Origin of the sequence: Paraclostridium dentum (assembly GCF_012922555.1) — a bacterium.
Lineage (GTDB): Bacteria > Bacillota > Clostridia > Peptostreptococcales > Peptostreptococcaceae > Paraclostridium > Paraclostridium dentum.
This window is the reverse complement of record NZ_WIPK01000002.1, coordinates 31,317-48,592: the sequence shown is the minus strand read 5'-3', so window position 1 is coordinate 48,592 and position 17,276 is coordinate 31,317. Positions and strand designations below refer to the sequence as shown.

At 27.7% G+C, this 17,276-nt stretch carries 15 protein-coding genes, 1 tRNA gene and 1 other RNA gene; 7 read left to right on the top strand and 10 right to left on the bottom strand.

Annotation, left to right across the window (positions count from 1 at the left end):
* Nucleotides 1-48: 48 nt before the first annotated feature.
* Nucleotides 49-135: transfer RNA gene (locus tag GFJ41_RS06190), tRNA-Leu, on the top strand.
* A gap of 189 nt (nucleotides 136-324) precedes the next feature.
* On the opposite strand, the gene GFJ41_RS06185 is transcribed toward GFJ41_RS06190, so the two are convergent.
* The 3 genes from GFJ41_RS06185 to GFJ41_RS06175 all read right to left on the bottom strand — a co-directional run bounded on the left by GFJ41_RS06185 (nucleotide 325) and on the right by GFJ41_RS06175 (nucleotide 5,049).
* On the bottom strand, nucleotides 325-546 hold the full coding sequence (locus tag GFJ41_RS06185; RefSeq protein WP_021432026.1) for an alpha/beta-type small acid-soluble spore protein: 222 nt from the start codon (nucleotides 544-546) through the stop codon (nucleotides 325-327).
* A 111-nt stretch (nucleotides 547-657) separates the two neighbouring features.
* The gene (gene nifJ, locus GFJ41_RS06180; RefSeq protein WP_035114645.1) at nucleotides 658-4,188 is read right to left on the bottom strand and encodes a pyruvate:ferredoxin (flavodoxin) oxidoreductase; all 3,531 of its coding nucleotides are present in this window, start codon (nucleotides 4,186-4,188) and stop codon (nucleotides 658-660) included.
* Between the two features lie 138 nt (nucleotides 4,189-4,326).
* Entirely contained in the window at nucleotides 4,327-5,049 is a 723-nt protein-coding gene (locus GFJ41_RS06175; RefSeq protein ID WP_170074907.1) for a hypothetical protein, read from the bottom strand.
* A gap of 189 nt (nucleotides 5,050-5,238) precedes the next feature.
* Here GFJ41_RS06175 and GFJ41_RS06170 point away from each other — a divergent pair, with 189 nt between their 5' ends.
* Nucleotides 5,239-6,159 carry a selenium metabolism-associated LysR family transcriptional regulator gene (locus GFJ41_RS06170; RefSeq protein WP_170074906.1) on the top strand — a complete coding sequence of 307 codons (921 nt, stop codon included), beginning with the start codon at nucleotides 5,239-5,241 and terminating at the stop codon, nucleotides 6,157-6,159.
* A 23-nt stretch (nucleotides 6,160-6,182) separates the two neighbouring features.
* Here the strand turns inward: GFJ41_RS06170 and GFJ41_RS06165 are convergent, their stop codons facing one another.
* The 3 genes from GFJ41_RS06165 to pdxR form a co-directional block, all read right to left on the bottom strand.
* On the bottom strand, nucleotides 6,183-7,577 hold the full coding sequence (locus GFJ41_RS06165) for an aminopeptidase (RefSeq protein WP_035114649.1): 1,395 nt from the start codon (nucleotides 7,575-7,577) through the stop codon (nucleotides 6,183-6,185).
* A 78-nt stretch (nucleotides 7,578-7,655) separates the two neighbouring features.
* Nucleotides 7,656-7,874, bottom strand: a complete 219-nt coding sequence (locus GFJ41_RS06160; RefSeq protein ID WP_021428585.1) for a DUF896 domain-containing protein — start codon at nucleotides 7,872-7,874, stop codon at nucleotides 7,656-7,658.
* An 11-nt stretch (nucleotides 7,875-7,885) separates the two neighbouring features.
* Nucleotides 7,886-9,310 (bottom strand): MocR-like pyridoxine biosynthesis transcription factor PdxR, encoded by a 1,425-nt coding sequence (gene pdxR, locus GFJ41_RS06155; protein WP_035114651.1) that lies wholly within the window; start codon nucleotides 9,308-9,310, stop codon nucleotides 7,886-7,888.
* Nucleotides 9,311-9,425: 115 nt separating this feature from the next.
* On the opposite strand from pdxR, the gene GFJ41_RS06150 reads away from it, so the two are divergent.
* From GFJ41_RS06150 to GFJ41_RS06140, 3 genes are all read left to right on the top strand, one after another.
* Nucleotides 9,426-10,238 (top strand): histidinol-phosphatase HisJ family protein, encoded by an 813-nt coding sequence (locus GFJ41_RS06150; protein WP_035114653.1) that lies wholly within the window; start codon nucleotides 9,426-9,428, stop codon nucleotides 10,236-10,238.
* Between the two features lie 105 nt (nucleotides 10,239-10,343).
* Entirely contained in the window at nucleotides 10,344-11,675 is a 1,332-nt protein-coding gene (locus tag GFJ41_RS06145) for an oligosaccharide flippase family protein (RefSeq protein WP_152333239.1), read from the top strand.
* 13 nt (nucleotides 11,676-11,688) lie between these two features.
* Nucleotides 11,689-12,282 carry a hypothetical protein gene (locus GFJ41_RS06140; RefSeq protein WP_170074905.1) on the top strand — a complete coding sequence of 198 codons (594 nt, stop codon included), beginning with the start codon at nucleotides 11,689-11,691 and terminating at the stop codon, nucleotides 12,280-12,282.
* A 64-nt stretch (nucleotides 12,283-12,346) separates the two neighbouring features.
* Here the strand turns inward: GFJ41_RS06140 and GFJ41_RS06135 are convergent, their stop codons facing one another.
* Entirely contained in the window at nucleotides 12,347-13,513 is a 1,167-nt protein-coding gene (locus GFJ41_RS06135) for an exosporium morphogenetic protein CdeC (RefSeq protein WP_052169067.1), read from the bottom strand.
* Between the two features lie 182 nt (nucleotides 13,514-13,695).
* On the opposite strand from GFJ41_RS06135, the gene GFJ41_RS06130 reads away from it, so the two are divergent.
* Nucleotides 13,696-14,712 (top strand): hypothetical protein, encoded by a 1,017-nt coding sequence (locus GFJ41_RS06130; protein WP_035114660.1) that lies wholly within the window; start codon nucleotides 13,696-13,698, stop codon nucleotides 14,710-14,712.
* 38 nt (nucleotides 14,713-14,750) lie between these two features.
* Here the strand turns inward: GFJ41_RS06130 and ssrS are convergent.
* A non-coding RNA gene (gene ssrS / locus GFJ41_RS06125) (6S RNA) lies at nucleotides 14,751-14,937 on the bottom strand.
* Between the two features lie 84 nt (nucleotides 14,938-15,021).
* A complete protein-coding gene (locus tag GFJ41_RS06120) occupies nucleotides 15,022-15,906 on the bottom strand; it encodes a hypothetical protein (RefSeq protein ID WP_332841121.1) in 885 nt (294 codons plus the stop codon).
* A 204-nt stretch (nucleotides 15,907-16,110) separates the two neighbouring features.
* Between GFJ41_RS06120 and GFJ41_RS18690 the strand changes: the two genes are divergently transcribed.
* Nucleotides 16,111-16,578, top strand: a complete 468-nt coding sequence (locus tag GFJ41_RS18690; RefSeq protein WP_021428654.1) for a hypothetical protein — start codon at nucleotides 16,111-16,113, stop codon at nucleotides 16,576-16,578.
* 41 nt (nucleotides 16,579-16,619) lie between these two features.
* On the opposite strand, the gene GFJ41_RS06110 is transcribed toward GFJ41_RS18690, so the two are convergent.
* On the bottom strand, nucleotides 16,620-17,273 hold the full coding sequence (locus tag GFJ41_RS06110) for a cyclodeaminase/cyclohydrolase family protein (RefSeq protein ID WP_035114662.1): 654 nt from the start codon (nucleotides 17,271-17,273) through the stop codon (nucleotides 16,620-16,622).
* Between the last annotated feature and the right edge of the window lie 3 nt (nucleotides 17,274-17,276).

Genomic DNA, 17,276 nt, shown 5'->3' with positions numbered 1-17,276 from the left:
AATATATTGCAAAACGTTTTTATTACTGTTATAATAGAATTGTAACAAGCCGGTTTGCTGGAATCGGCAGACGGGGCGGACTCAAAATCCGTTGGTAGTGATACCGTGTGGGTTCAAGTCCCACAACCGGCACCAATAAGGTTTTAGAAGGGCTTCAACTGTTTTGTTGAAGCTCTTTTATTTTTTTAAATAAAAAAATCACTTACACAATGTAAGTGATTTTTAAGGGAAGGTATTTTGATAGTTTTTTATTTTGTTATAAGATTATTATAAATTCTAAAACTTAAAATAACCTTAAATAAATTCTAGAATTTAAATTTAATATTATTTTTTATTATTGTATTCTCTTAATAGAATTTCTTCTCCCATTTGAACTAATTTTTTAGACATAACTGCTCCTAAACTTCCAGGTATATCTTCATTTTTATTAAATGAAATATTACTTTGTTCTAAATTAAGATTCAAGGGACCTAATTCATTGGCTATTTCTAATTTCATTTCATTTAAAGCCTGCTTTGCATTACTCACTAATGGTTTATTCGCCATTTTTATGTCCTCCTTAAAGTGTCTTCTAGTATATAATTTACAAATCAATATATTATTATTCTATAAAAACTCAATTAGAAAAAAGAGAGAATAAAATTCTCTCTTTTTTAATTACATTTGTTGTGATAATAACTTATATATTTCATATCTTTCTTTTGCATTTTCTTCTGTCATATCAAATAACTCTTGAGCTATATCTGGGAATTGTTTAGCTATAGCTGAATATCTAACTTGTCCCATTAAGAAATCTTTAAAGCTTTCTGTTGGTTCTTTAGAATCTAATGTAAATGGATTTTTACCTTCATACTTTAATTGTGGATTAAATCTATATAAATGCCAGTATCCACATTTAACAGCTTGTTCTTCATTTGCAATAGTTCTGCCCATACCTTCTTTTAATCCATGAGATATACATGGTGCATAGCAGATTATAAGTGATGGTCCATTGTAATTTTCAGCTTCTATTATAGCTTTTATTAATTGATTTTTATCTGCACCTAATGAAACTTGTGCTACATAAACATTACCATATGTCATTGCCATTCTACCTAAATCTTTTTTCTTTGTTCTCTTACCTGCTGCTGCAAATTTAGCCATTGCTGCAACTGGAGTTGATTTTGAAGCTTGTCCTCCAGTATTTGAATAAATTTCTGTATCAAATACTAAAACATTAACATCTTCACCTGATGCTAGAACATGATCTAATCCACCATATCCGATATCATATGCCCATCCATCTCCTCCAAGTATCCATTGAGATCTTTTTACAAGGTAATCTTCTAATTCTTTTATTTGACTTATTAAACAAGAAACTTTTTCATCCGATCCTTTAATATTACTTATAGCTTTTTTTACACCTTCTGATGCACAAGCTGATTCTAATCCATCATTTTTACTTTCTAACCAATAGTTAAATGCTTTTTTACTTTCTTCATCAATATTCATTCCAACTAGTTCTGTAATTAAATTCTCTATTCTATTTCTTATTTGTTTAACTCCTAAATACATCCCATATCCAAATTCAGCATTGTCTTCAAATAAAGAGTTTGCCCAAGCAGGACCTTTACCTTCATGGTTTATAGTATATGGAGTAGATGGAGCTGATCCTCCCCAAATAGATGAACATCCTGTTGCATTTGCTATCATCATTCTATCTCCAAATAGTTGAGTTACTAACTTGATATATGGAGTTTCTCCACAACCTGCACATGCTCCAGAGAATTCTATAAGTGGTTGTCTAAATTGACTTCCCTTAACGCTATTTGGACTCATTATGTCTCCTTTATCTGAAACTTGTGATACTGCAAAATCCCAATTTGGTATTTCTATACCTATTTGAGTATCAAGAGGTTTCATTACTAATGCTTTTTCCTTAGCTGGGCATACATCTGCACAGTTTCCACATCCAGTACAGTCCATAGTATCAACTTGTATTTTATATTGTAGTCCTTCAAATCCTTTACCTATAGCTTTCTTAGTTGTAAAGCTCTTTGGTGCTTTATTGACTTCTTCTTCATTTAATAAAAATGGTCTTATAGTAGAATGTGGACATATATATGAGCATTGATTACATTGAATACAATTTTCTAATATCCATTCAGGTACATTTATTGCTATTCCACGTTTTTCATAAGCTGCTGTACCATTAGGGAACGTTCCATCTTCGATTCCATTAAATGCACTTACTGGTAAATTATCACCTTCTTGTGCATTCATTGGTCTTAATATGTTTGTTATAAATTTTGGTTCATTTTTTTCTTTAATACTATCTTTTGCAGTTTTCCAATCTTGTGGTATATCTATTTTCACTATTGAACTCATACCTTTTTCAACTGCTTCATAGTTCATGTTTACTACTTTTTCACCTTTTTTACCATAGGCTTTTTTAATAGAATCTTTTAAATAATCTATAGCATCTTGTTCTGGTATTATTTTTGCTAATTTGAAAAATGCCGATTGCATTATCATATTTATTCTATTTCCAAGACCTATCTCTTCAGCTATTTTTGTTGCATTAACAGTATAGAATTCTATATCATTTTCAGCTATATAATTTTTGATTCTACCTGGTAAATGATTTTCTAATTCTTCTTTACCCCATATACAGTTAAGTACAAATACTCCACCTTTTTTAAGCCCTTTTAATAAATCATATTCTGTTACATAAGATTGGTTATGACAAGCAATATAATCAGCTTCATCTATAAGATAAGTAGATTTTATAGGAGTTTTACCAAATCTTAAGTGAGACATTGTTATACCACCAGATTTTTTAGAATCATATGCAAAATATGCTTGAGCAAACATGTCAGTATTATTACCTATTATCTTTATAGCTTGTTTGTTAGCTCCAACTGTACCATCTGATCCTAATCCCCAGAACTTACATCTTATAGTTCCTTCTTGTCTTATTTTAAAGTTTCTATCTACATCTATAGATTTATTAGTTACATCATCTACTATACCTACTGTAAATTGATTTTTAGGGTTACTAGATTTTAAATTGTCATATACAGACTTTATATCTGCTGGAGTTGTATCCTTAGATCCAAGTCCATATATTCCGCCTATTATCATAGGTGTTTTTTCATTTTCATAAAATGCTGATTTCACATCTAAGTATAATGGTTCTCCTATAGATCCTGGTTCTTTAGTTCTATCTAAAACACAAATTCTTTCTACACTTGATGGTATTACATCCATAAAGTGTTTTATAGAAAACGGTCTATATAAATGAACTTTTACTAATCCATATTTTTCACCTTGTCCATTTAAATAAGTTATAGTTTCTTCTATAGTTTCAGTCACTGAACCCATTGCAACTATTATGTGTTTTGCATCTTCTGGCCCAAAGTAATCAAATAAACCATGGTTTCTACCAGTAAGTTTATTCATTTCATTCATATACTCTTCAACTATAGGTACGATATTTTCATAATATTTGTTAGAAGCTTCTCTAGTTTGGAAATATATATCTGGATTTTGAGCAGTACCTCTTGTCACTGGATGATTTGGAGATAATGCTCTTTCTCTAAATTCTTGTAGTGCTTTTTGATCTATAAGTTTTGCATAGTCTTCATAATCTAAAACTTCTATTTTTTGTATTTCATGTGATGTTCTAAATCCATCAAAGAAATGTATAACCGGAAGTCTTCCTTTTATAGCAGCTAAATGAGCAACTGGAGCTATGTCTGCAACTTCTTGAACAGAACTTGATGCCAATAATATACATCCAGTTTGTCTTGCTGCCATAACATCTTGATGGTCTCCAAATATAGATAAAGCCTGAGATGCAATAGCTCTCGCACTTACATGAAATACTCCAGGAAGCAATTCTCCTGATACCTTATACATGTTAGGAATCATAAGCAGTAATCCTTGAGATGCTGTAAATGTTGTTGTTAGAGCTCCAGACTGTAATGATCCATGAAATGCTCCTGCTGCTCCTGCTTCTGACTGCATCTCTACAACACTAACTTTTTGTCCAAATATATTTTTTCTTCCTTGTGCAGCCCACTCATCTACAACCTCAGCCATTGTTGATGATGGAGTTATAGGGAATATAGCTGCAACATCTGTAAATGCATACGCAACATGTGCCGCTGCAGTATTTCCATCTATAGTAATTATTTGTTTACTCATAAATTAAGCCTCCTATATATACTTACATTATGTAATTTAGTTTTATACTCACTAATTTATTATTTACATTATTTTGTTATATATACTATAAGTAAGTAAACAAAATACTCTCTATATTTAAAATATAGAGAGTATTTTTTAATTTGACATATTTATTAATTCTTTTATCAATGAAGCATCTGAAACCTGTGTTATATCTAAAATTTTCCCCTTATCTTCAGTTACTGATACAACAAAAACTGTGTTATTGTTTTTGCTTTGTAAAATATAATAATTTATAATTTTTTCTTTGTTCTTACTATATGCAACCGCATTTGGCATATCTAAGCTAGTATCTCTAACTAACTCTTCAATATTTTTACCTATATAAGATTTTATTGATTTTAAATCAACTTTACTAGAATCAATAAATGCTTGATCATTATAAAAATCAACTATTACGTTAGCCGATTTTGCCTTTTGAGGTAAATCTTCGAATCCAGAAGATAATCCAACAAATTCATCGCTTTCTACGTCAACAACTTTGTCTTTGCTTATATCTACATATAAAGCACTACTTTCATACCCTTCTTTTGGATATACCATTTTAATATTTAGATTTTTTAAAATTCCTTCTTTATCTAAATGTTCAAACTCCCCATATTTTTCTGTATTTATATAATATGTCGTCATATATGGATCTCCCATAGTATCCATAACATATTCATAATTTTTCCCCATAACTTCACTAACATCATTTTGAATTTTAGTTATATTTTTTTGTTGAGTAGCTTTGTCTACTTTTTTTCCACTTTTCATACTGCATCCTGAGAACATTAGTATGACTATTAGCATAATGCTAATTAGCAAACTTTTTTTCATACACTAATCCTCCTAAATTTACTTATATCTAATTATATATTATTTATTTACATTAAATAACCTAAAAAGTTATATTGTAATATTTTTGTAAGACTTATTCCGTATATTGACATTTAATTTTTATTTTATCCTAGATACTTTTTTGTGTGTTATAATATGTAAGGACATATTTAGGGGGAGGATATTTTTATGGACTTAAAACAACTTGAAGTTTTTGTAGCTGTAGCTAAATATAATAGCTTTTCTAAAGCTGCTAAAGAGCTTTTTCTTACACAACCTACAGTTAGTGCCCATATTCAAAATCTTGAAAAAAGCCTTGATACAGTACTAGTTAATAGAAATAATAAAGTAATTACACTTACAAAGGCAGGCGAAATATTATATGAACACGCTATTTATATTTTAAATAATTGCAAAAAAGCTGTTTATGATATAAAGGAATATAGCGGAAAGATAGAAGGGGTCATAGATCTTGCATGTAGTTCTATACCTGAAACATATATACTTCCTGACTTTTTAAAAAGTTTTTATACTAATTATCCAAATGTTAAATTTAGTATAAGTCGTTATGATTCTCAAGATGCTATATCAGAAATTTTAAATGAACGTATAAGTTTTGGATTTGTAGGTTCTAAGGTAAACAATAAACAAATTGAATATATAGATTTAATAGATGATGAGCTAGTTTTAATTGCTCCTAAAAATTTAATTATAGAAAATGAAAATGGTTTTATTGATATAGAAAAACTTTATAATTTAAAATTTATAATGAGAAAAGACGGTTCTGGGACTCAAAGTATAGTGATTAATAAGTTAAAATCAAACAAAATACCGCTTAATAGCTTAGATACAATTGCTTACGTTGAATCTAATGAATCAATAAAAGAAATGGTTAAGTTAGGACTTGGGGTTTCATTTGTATCTTACACTTCAATTATTGAAGATATAAACTCAAATAAGTTAAACTTCTATAGAATTAAAAATATGAGTTTTGATAGAAAATTTTATTTTATATACTCTAAGAAAAAAGCTTTTACTCCTCTTGAGTATAAATTCTTAGATGGAGTATGTGACTATTTTAATTTAGAACATATAAAAAAAGATAAGTGATTAATCACTTATCTTTTTTTATATTAAGCTTCTATTTCATAGAAAGCTTTATATCCTTTATACATTTCATATATATCTGCTTTAGATACTATCTCATATGGAGCATGCATATTTAATACACCAACTCCACAGTCTATTACTTCTGCACCATATTCAGCTAATATGTAAGCGATAGTTCCACCGCCACCTTGGTCAACTTTACCAAGTTCTGATATTTGCCAAACAACATTAGCTTTATCAAATATTCTTCTTACTTCTGAAGCAAATTCAGCGTTAGCATCATTGCATCCACCTTTACCTCTTGCTCCTGTGTATTTAGTTAAAGCTAAACCATGTCCCATAAAACATGCATTTCTCTTATCTAAAACATCTGGGTATGTTGGATCAAATCCAGCTGAAACATCAGCTGATAAAACTTTTGAATTTGCCATAGCTCTTCTTACTTTAAGATCACAATAATCTCCTTGTAAGTTTATAAGTTCAGCTACTGCATTTTCAAAGAATTTAGATTGCATTCCTGTATTTCCTTGAGATCCAACTTCTTCTTTATCTACACATAATGCTACTGCAGTATATTTTGGATTTTCAATATCAAATATAGATTTTACAGCTGCATATGAACAAACTCTATCATCATGACCATAAGCTATAACCATTCCTTTATCAAATCCTAAATGTCTAGCTTTACCAGCTGGAACAATTTCTATCTCAGCTGTTAAGAAATCTTTTTGAGTCATGTTATATTTTTCATTTAATAATTTAAGTACATTAGCTTCAACTGCATCTTTCTCTTCACCTTCTAATGGCATATGCCCTACTAAAAGATTTAAGCCTTCACCAGTTACTCCATCAGCTAATTTTTTTTGCATTTGATCTCCTGCTAAATGTATTAATAGATCTGTTATGCAAAATACTGGATCATTATCATCTTCACCTATACATATATCAACTTTAGTTCCATCTTGTAGTATAACTACACCATGTATTGCAAGTGGTAATGCTGTCCATTGATATTTTTTTATTCCACCATAGTAGTGAGTTTTGAAAAGAGCTAAATTTCCATCTTCATATAATGGATTTGGTTTTAAATCTAATCTTGGAGAATCTATATGTCCCCCAACAATTCTCATTCCTTTTTGTAATTCTTCTTGTCCAATTACAAATAAAGCAACGCCTTTATCTTTATTTTCTGCATATACTTTAGTACCTGCAGTTAAACATCCTGATGATATCGCATCGTTTATTGATATAAAACCATGTTCTTTAGCTTGTCTTATTATCTCTCTTGCTGAAGTTCTTTCTGTTTTACCAGCATCTAGGAACTTCATGTATTCATTTGAGTAATTCATCACAGCATCAAGTTCTTTGTTTTCTTTAATTTGTTCCCATGCATTTTTAAATTCATGTCTTAAATTCATACTTAATACTCCCTTTCTTTATTAAAATACCCTCGTGATAATTATAGCACACTTGCATTTGTCAAATGTTAAATTTTTCTAGTTCTTTTTGTTTTTCATTGCTTCTTCATATTCCTCTGGTGAAACTACTTTTATGTTTTCTAATCTTGATCTAAAATGACCTCTAAAATGTTCTAAATATTCTTTTCTTAATCCTTCTCTTTCTTTATGTTCATCTTCAGTTAAGCCTTCACCTTTATGCTTTTTTGCCAATTCATTTATTCTATTTAATTTCTTTTTATCAAATTCGTTATTCATATTATTCACTCCTAAAAAAATAATTTATTTTCTTTAAATTCTTCTGTGTTTTTGTAGTATTTTAAAAATTCATCTATATTATCCGATATTATATCTATTCCCTTTTGTATTTCATCTAAGCTTGTTTGTGCAATATTTATTCTAAAAAATCTATCGTCTATAGATGTGTCAAAGAAGTGCCCACCTGATAAAATAGCTACTCCTTTTTTTCTTAAGAATTTACTAAATGCTTTTGCTGAGTATCCTCTTGGTAATTCCAGAAAGAAATTTATTCCTCCTGTAGGTACTTTTATTTTAAGTTTATTAGCTAATTTACTTTGTATAAGTTCTAGTGCTAATTTAAATTTTTCATAATAAGCATCCTCTACATTTTTTATGTAGTTGTTCCAGTTGAAGTTTTCCATATAATAATACATAGACCTTTGAATTATACCTGATGTTGATATATCTGAGGAATATTTTGCCCATAGTATTTTATTTAAAATTTCATTAGGCATTTCAACTAATCCTATTCTAATCCCTGGCATAAGTAATTTAGAGAAACTTTTTATATAAATTACCCTTCCCTTATCATCATAACTTCTAAGAGGATAATGTTCTGTTGATTCAAATTTCAAATCGCTCATAAAATCGTCCTCTAATATATAAAAATCATATTTTTCAGCTAATTCAATTAACTTTTTCTTTTTATATTCTGAGTAAGATATTCCAGTTGGATTTTGGTAATTAGGCATTGTATAAAGTATCTTCGGTCTTATTTTTTCAAGTTTCAGCTTAAGTATACCTATATCTATTCCATCTTCTAACATCGGTATACTTATAATTTTTGACCCTCTATTTTTAAATACTTCAAGTGCTCCTCTGTAAGTTGGTTCCTCAACAAATACTAAATCTGAGTAGTTTATTAAACCTTTACAAACTATATCTATACCTTGTTGAGCTCCAGATATAATTTGTATATTATCTTTATTAGTATTTATATTTAGAGTTTTTAAGTATTCTACGAGTTTAGACCTTAACTTTATAAACCCTAATCCATCATCATATTCAAACATTGAATTTCCTTCTTTTTCAAGAGCTATATTTATGGATTTTTTAAACTCTTCTACTGGAAACATATCTATTGAAGGATTCCCATTGTCAAATCTAATTATTCCTTCCATAGGTGTGTTTTCATCACTATTTGCTTTTACTCTAGTGTCTGACACAAATGTTCCACTACCAATAATTTTATATACATATCCTTCTTTTTCTAATAATTCATATGCCTTTACTATTGTAGTGTTATTAACATTTAATAGCTTTGCTATAGATCTTATAGGTGGAAGCTTTTTATTTACTTCTATTTCATTATTTATAATCATTGTTTTTATATGATTATAAATTTGTAAATACTTTGGACTATTATCTTCTATTACTAACTTATATTTATCCATTTAATCACCACTTCAAATGATATTGTTGTACATGTGTTTATTGATGCCTATAACTATATTTGATATTATTATGTATATATAATACCAAAATTTATAAAAAAAGGGGATACTAATTATGTACTACGATTATCATATGCATTCAAACTTTTCCGGAGATAGTCAAACACCTATGGAAGATATGGTCAAAAAATCTATTGATTTAGGCTTAAAAGAAATCTGTTTTACTGATCATGTTGACTACGACATAATAAGTGATGTTCCATTTGAAACAGACTATATATCTTACTTAAAAAGTATTGATAATCTTAAAGATAAATTTAAAAATCAAATTACTATAAAAAAAGGAATTGAAATGGGAGTTCAACCTCATATCATAGAAAAATGCTCAAATGATATAAAAAGCTATCCATTCGATTTTGTTATTTGTTCAATGCATGCAATAGATAAGATTGATTTGTACAATGGAACTTTCTTTAATGATAAATCTCAACACGAAGCTTACGAAAAGTATTATGAACTTTTATATTATATAGTTAAAAATTATAAAGATTATTCTGTTTTAGGACATCTTGATTTAATTAAGAGATATGGAGATTACAATGAAGAACTTGATGATAAACTTTTTTCTGATATATTAGAATCAATTTTAAAAGAAGTTATTCATAGTGGAAAAGGTATAGAAATAAACACGTCATGTTTTAGATACGGGCTAAAAGACTTAACACCTTCAAACTATATACTAAAAATGTATAAAGAACTTGGTGGGGAGATAATAACTACTGGGTCCGATTCTCATATACCATCTCAAGTAGCTTATAAGTTTGATTATATATATAATAGACTTGATGAACTTGGATTTAAATATGTAACAACTTTTGATAAAATGAAGCCTCAATTTATAAGTATAAAAAATATTTTAAACAAATAAAAAATTCACTTTAACTATCAAACATAAAAAATAACTCTATCTTTTTAGATACGAGTTATTTTTTTCATTTTTATATTAATTATTGAATATAACTTAAGATAGGAGGTGATATATTTGAAGATTCCTAATCTTGTATATTCAACTTTAGTGCTTTTTTTATCTAATTTTATAGTCAGAATAATAGGTTTTTTATATAAGATATTTTTATCAAATAATTTATCAGAGGTTCACTTAGGAATATATCACATGGTGTTTAACTTTTTAATGATTTGTATAGCTCTTACCACAACAGGAATACCAACTGCTCTTAGTTGTTTAGTTGCAAGAAAAAATGCATTTAATGATAAACATAGTACAAATGCTCTTCTTATATCGGCAATATATATATCCTTTTTTATAGCATCACTTATTGCTTTTTTTGTGTCAGTTAGCTCTGAATCTTTATCGATTAAATTATTACATAGCAATAATAGCTCTATATTTATACTTGCTCTTTGTCCATCAATAATAGCTATAACACTTTCAAATATTGTAAGAGGATACTATTATGGAATAAAGCAAGTTGATATACCTGCTGTCTCTCAAGTTTTAGAACAAATTTCAAAAATTGTTTTTGTTTATTTGATAGTAAAAAACTTTAATGATCCAACTTTAATCTGTCTATCTGCAATAATAGGTATATCAATAGGAGAATGTATAAGTTTATCACTTATGACACTAGGATTAGCTCGAAAGCCATATATAGACAATAAGTACACTATAGATATAAAAGAGTTTATAAAATCCTCATATAATACAGTTAAAATGTCAATCCCTATTACCTGCAATCGTATGTCTAATATAGTTTTAAATTCTATTAGTTCTATGATTATTCCATCTAGGCTAGCTCTTTCCGGAATTACATATACAACTGCTTTAGGAATTTATGGAACTATTGCAGGTATGGTATTTCCGTTTGTCTACCTTCCATTTATGCTAGTTTCTGCGTTGGTTGTAAATATAATACCTAGCATATCATTGGATGTAAGTAGAAAAAATATTAAATCTATAAAAAGGAAGATATTATTTGCTTTGGTTCTAACTGTTGTTATGGGATTTTTATGTTCTTTAATATTTTATTTATTCGGAGAAGAAATTTGCTTATATACTTTCAAAAATAAAGTTGCAGGATTTTATTTAAAATACATGTGCTTAGTTCCTTTATTCTTAAGTTTAAATCATGTAATTTCTGGTATTCTTCATTCTATTGGAAAGGAGTTTATCTCTAGCGTTATAGGAATCTCCTCTATGATTATACAAACACTTTGCCTATACTTTATACTTCCAATACCAGATGTTGGCTTATGGGGCTATATATTGATTCTTACGATAGTTCCTATCATAACTTTTGCATTTAATTCTCATGTTTTATTTAAATCTTTAAAATCATTATACTGAGGTGGTTACTTTTATGATTATTCTAAATAAAGATGCGAGTTTGTCTTTATCTATTTTTAATAAAAATAATTGTTTATACATAAAAAATTATACAAACAAAATTGAAAACATTTCAAATAATGTTTATTTATACTCAGCAATAATCGATAAGTATGATGAAATTCATATTTGTTTTATAGACTTAAAAAATTACTTTTATTATTACACGTATAATAATAGTTCTTTGAATTTGATATCATCATTTAAGTTAAATGTTAGTTCGAAAAAAATTTGTAAACTCTCTATGTATTCATTGAATAATTCTATAAATATATTTTTTTCTAAGTCTCTAAACAAGCATTATCACAATATATATCATTTAAACTATAATTTTTATAATAATGAACTTATAGAGTTCGATATTAAAAATGCTTTTAAAAGTAAGCTTCCTCTTTATACTATTAACGTATCAAATAACTATATTATATGCTCCTACTATGTTAAGTCAAAAAATAAAATAGATTTAGAGTCCATGGTTTATAATGATACTGAAAAACGCTGGTCATACTTTTCAAATGTAAAAACTAGTAATATTTTGTTTAAGTACTGTGATACTATAAAATATTGAAAATAAAAAGAGCATTGATTTTATCAATGCTCTTTTTATTTTCAATATCAGTGTATTTTTTTGATTAGCACTTATTATCTTTATGGCAGTGATCATGTTTTTCTTCACAATCTCCATTGAATTGAGAGAAATCGCAAACATTACCAAATGTGTCTACTAATCTAGGTTTTATTCTTGTAGGTCCACCTAAAACTACTATTTGTTCTTCTATTAATACACTAACTATATTTTGTAAGCATAGCACTAAGTCTATTCCATTAGGAATTTCTAACTCAAAGCAAGGTTTATTGTTTACTATGTGTTGAGTTATTATTGCTTTTCCTATGCAGTCAACTGTTAGTTGAGTTTGGAAATCTTGTCTTAGCGTAAAACCTCTTCCATCTGCTGGAACTACTATATCACTTGATAAAGTGTTAAAAAAGAATACTACCTCATTTGATTCATCGCCTTTATGGCACTTCTCAACTGGTGTAGCTATAGCTGTAAACTCAGAACATCCAAATCTACCTATTAATTCTATTTCTAAATCTTTAACTATAACATTTAATCCTTTTTGTTTATAAACTACATTTTGTCCCAAACACTTCTCGTTGCAGCATCTATTTAATTGACCACACACATCATATTCAAATATTGTTTCACATCTTCTACCATGTTTATTAACCTTATCAATGCTTAAATTCTCTAAAGATGTTGTTCCTGGATTTATTCTTATACTTGAATAATTTATACAAACTTTCTCTATAGTAGCATTAGTTTGAGTAGCATTTGGCAATGGTCCACGTAAACTACCTAATTCAAAATCAAAGTTTAAATCTTCTCCATTCGCCATTTTACCATCTGTAAATACTCTAAACATTATAGTATCAAATATTCTATTAGTTTCTATCGGAAACAATGCTGCTTGTGATATTGGAAATTTTGGTGGTACTAAAGGATGAGCACACTCTTCTGGACAAGGGTTTGGGAAGCAATTGTCTGTACAATCTTCTTCATCTTTGCAATCACAGCATCCTGGATTACATCCACAATTATGATTATGATGGTTGCAATCATTATTGCAATCATTATTACAATCACATTGTACATATGGATGGCATTGTGGCTTGCATCCTCTTAGCTCCTCTTCTATTTCATTTGTTTCTATATAGCTTCTTCCTTGCTCTATATTTTGATTAGGCTGTATTATTCTTTTGTTAACTACTTTTTTGGCTCTCATTAAATCCTTCATTCAGTTTTGGCCTCCCTTTTGATCGTCTTATAAAAATGTAGGCTCTTGTTTATGCCTAATTAATAATATGCATGTATTTTGCTAATTGTTACTTAATTAGTCTTTTATTAATTAATTCTTATTAGAATAATTTACTGCTGAGTTAATATATATTTATAGAATATATATTTTAGGAGGTAGTTATGGGATTTTTTAATGAATGTTCATATGTTATAAGAAAATCTAATAAAGATATGATCCTTATAAAAAGTGAAAATGGACTGCGCTATAAATATTTTAAAAATAGCAATTCAATGGTTCATTCTGAAAGTATAACACTTGTTCCTATTGATTTTTCTAGTTATTATTTTGATATAGATTCAAATGATAATGTATATGGAATATTTTTAGATTCTAAAATAAACATTTTAAAACTAAATAATGATAGTAATAAATTTTTAACTCTCCATACAATAGATTATGACTCTGAAAACTATACTATAACGTTTCCATACATAAAATTTATAAACAATACAATACATATATTTTATTATCTAACTAATAAAGATTGTGCCACTACTATCTTATTCCATCATTATAATAATGGTAAACAATGGTTTGAAAATAAAGTTGATTTTATAAATTTACCTGTTTTGGATAACTTTACAATTTATTTTAATGAAAAAGTTCCAACAATTTTTTACTTTAAAGAAAATAACGAGTTTCCACAAGTTTATTGCACAAATTTTAATTTAAGTAACCTAAGTTGGAATGATCCTCTATGCATAACTAATTCTTTAGAAAATAAAATATATCTATCTGTTCTAAAAGATAAACTTAACTTTTATCACATAACATATTGTGAAAGCAATGATTTTAAGTACAGTATTAAATATTTAAATGGATATCTAAATAATAATTCATTTGATGAAAGCGTAAATAAATTTATAACAGATGGATCATTATATTTATATCCATCTATATTAAAATATAATTCTTCAATATTCATATCTTATGTGCATAAAAATATTTTATATACTTGTTGTTCTGATGATTTAGGTTGTAGTTGGAGTGAATCATACGAGGATGAGTTTAGCATAAACGATAAGTTTATAAGAGCTTGTTTTAAATCTAATTATTTGTCTGATAAGGATTATGTATCTACCAATGTTTTTGTAAGCAAAGATCCTTTTGGAATATTAGGCAACTTTTACAATTGATAGTAATAAAAAAAGTATTGTGAAAATCACAATACTTTTTTTACCCCAGAACACCGATGGCCCTCTAAATTCATACCCGAGAATCTCCCAGGTGGGTGTACTACTAGCAGTTTTTAAAGTCCCCCATAATTATGAAGGGGCATTTTATCCACCACTAAACTCATACTCCCGTTCAAACTTTGTCGGTTGAATTTAAATAGGCACTGTCGCATGCTCCAGGATTTCATATTTTTATTATATAATAAATTTCAAATTTTTGAAAGCATTTTTAATTAGCAAATTTATAAATTTTTCGTTCTTTTTCTACTTTTATTTATCTATCCTTACATAATCATAGTCTATATAGTCATCTGTTTCATAGTTTTCATCTTCATCTAACATATCTTCAAAATCATTTTCTTCCTCATTTTCTTCTTTATTTACATGATCATATTTATTATTTTTTGTATAATTGCTCTGTTTATTATCACTTCTTAAAAGATTACCTAAAAGCTTCAAGTTATTTAAACTTCCTATATTATTTATACTAGCCAATGAACTTAAACTAAATCCAGAACTATTTTCTTCTCCTATATCATCAGGCAAGAACAGTTCTGCAAATAGTTCAATTTTCTTTTTCATGTCTATCGCTCTCTCAACAGATTCTTTTTTGCTCTCCGGAAAAACCTCTATTATCTCTTTAATCATCATATTTTTTTTATCTTCTTCTTCCATGCTTCTAAAAAAATCTGATTCATCTTCGTTATCTACCAAATCAACACTACTAAGTTTTTTTATGCCTCTTACTAAATCTAAAACGCTCTCTATTTTTATTAATACTTTTCGTTCATCTTTATCCATATACTTTTTAGTTCTGGTTATTATTTCTAAACCTCTATCTAAATCATCATCACTTAATTCTAACATTTTCATTCCTTTATCAAGATCATTTATGTTAAAACTAGATACTGGGTCGATATACTCAGATTCATCAACAAACTCGTCTTCATCTTCTTCTATATCAATTTCTTCATCTTCGATATTTTTTGGTCTAAATTTGTTTTTCAACTTAATTTTATTATTTTTCTTATTTAATTTTGACCTCATACTTCCCATTTCTTGATTTATATCTAAACTACCAGTTTTATTGTCTAATAATGATATATTTCCATTACTTAAAGCTATCATCCCTAATATAAATAGTAAACTGTTCACCTTTGTCACCCCTTACTATATACTACTCCTAATATATAAACTATGTTTTATTTACTATTATTGTTACTTTTTTTATAAATTCGCATATATATTATTTATAGGTATTTTTTATTTTTTCATATTATTAATCATAATTTATTAGATACTTCTATATATAAATAATATGAACATAATCAAATATATATTATTGAAAGAGGTGCTTTTATGAAAAAAATAGATAAAGAAGCAATGGAAAAATTCGCAAAGGAAAAAAATATTGATAAAGGCAAAATCGAAGAAATAGCAGATGGCTATAAAGATAAATCAGAAGATGAACTTATGGATGAACTTGTTAAAATAGGAAAAACACTTCAAGGAAAAGAAGAAGTTGTTGAAAAGTTTAAAACTTTTTTAGATGAAAATCAAAGAAAGAAAATAGATAGTATAATGACTAAAATTTCTGCTGCTGAAGCTAAAGATAAGATAAGTAGTAAAAAAGCTAAAAAGTCTAAGTCTTCAGATCAACCAAGTAAAGATTCTAAAAACTCTAAGAATTCTAATTCAAACAAATCTGATAGCAAGAAAAAAACTAAATCTGGTAAGTCTGGTAAATCTGAAAAAACAACTGAAGAAAGCACTCCAAGTAAAAAAGTTAAAAAGGTTGTAAAAAAAGTAAAAAAACAAGATGAATAAATATATAAATAAAAAATGTAACCTATATAGGTTACATTTTTTTACGCTTTAATTGGATTTAGATCATTATGTATATTTCCAAGTATCTCATCTTTAATCTCACAAGCTTTATTTAATATAGTATTACAATCTTTAGTATATTCATTTACCATAGACTCATCATCTAATCCAAGTAAATTCACTTTAACATTAAGTATAGCCCCTTCTATACCTGTGTATATAAGAAGAGTTCCTACACCTATATCCGTAATTGCATTTTGATTTCCATACTTAGCCATAAAACTTAATAGTTTTAAAGATTCTAAAGATATAGATGCTGTTTTAAAAGGCACCTCTATAGAAAATTCAGTTGCACATTTTATAGCTTCTTTTCTAACAATTTTTTCTTCATCTGTTTCTTTAGGCATTTTTAATGCTTTCATATATGCATCAAATGATTCAGTATCTTTATCTACTAATATTAATAATTCTTCTCTTATATCTCCTAATTTATTAAATCTTTCTGTAAATTCTTTTCGTATATCTTCATCCAAGCTCTCATATTTTTTCTTTCCAAAACTCAAGTTGGCCATCATTCTAGCTAAGCTTACACCTATATTTGATGCTAGAGCTGAAACTGACCCTCCCCCTGGTGCAGGAGAGTTTGAATCTACTTCTTTTGAAAAGTCTTCTACTGTCATTTCAACTAATTTCATATT

What these genes read in the sequence shown, in the direction of transcription:
- GFJ41_RS06185 (WP_021432026.1), bottom strand. Translation starts at nt 546, where the DNA reads ATGGCGAATAAACCATTAGTGAGTAATGCAAAGCAGGCTTTAAATGAA.
- nifJ (WP_035114645.1), bottom strand. Translation starts at nt 4,188, where the DNA reads ATGAGTAAACAAATAATTACTATAGATGGAAATACTGCAGCGGCACAT.
- GFJ41_RS06175 (WP_170074907.1), bottom strand. Translation starts at nt 5,049, where the DNA reads ATGAAAAAAAGTTTGCTAATTAGCATTATGCTAATAGTCATACTAATG.
- GFJ41_RS06170 (WP_170074906.1), top strand. Translation starts at nt 5,239, where the DNA reads ATGGACTTAAAACAACTTGAAGTTTTTGTAGCTGTAGCTAAATATAAT.
- GFJ41_RS06165 (WP_035114649.1), bottom strand. Translation starts at nt 7,577, where the DNA reads ATGAATTTAAGACATGAATTTAAAAATGCATGGGAACAAATTAAAGAA.
- GFJ41_RS06160 (WP_021428585.1), bottom strand. Translation starts at nt 7,874, where the DNA reads ATGAATAACGAATTTGATAAAAAGAAATTAAATAGAATAAATGAATTG.
- pdxR (WP_035114651.1), bottom strand. Translation starts at nt 9,310, where the DNA reads ATGGATAAATATAAGTTAGTAATAGAAGATAATAGTCCAAAGTATTTA.
- GFJ41_RS06150 (WP_035114653.1), top strand. Translation starts at nt 9,426, where the DNA reads ATGTACTACGATTATCATATGCATTCAAACTTTTCCGGAGATAGTCAA.
- GFJ41_RS06140 (WP_170074905.1), top strand. Translation starts at nt 11,689, where the DNA reads ATGATTATTCTAAATAAAGATGCGAGTTTGTCTTTATCTATTTTTAAT.
- GFJ41_RS06135 (WP_052169067.1), bottom strand. Translation starts at nt 13,513, where the DNA reads ATGAAGGATTTAATGAGAGCCAAAAAAGTAGTTAACAAAAGAATAATA.
- GFJ41_RS06130 (WP_035114660.1), top strand. Translation starts at nt 13,696, where the DNA reads ATGGGATTTTTTAATGAATGTTCATATGTTATAAGAAAATCTAATAAA.
- GFJ41_RS18690 (WP_021428654.1), top strand. Translation starts at nt 16,111, where the DNA reads ATGAAAAAAATAGATAAAGAAGCAATGGAAAAATTCGCAAAGGAAAAA.
- GFJ41_RS06110 (WP_035114662.1), bottom strand. Translation starts at nt 17,273, where the DNA reads ATGAAATTAGTTGAAATGACAGTAGAAGACTTTTCAAAAGAAGTAGAT.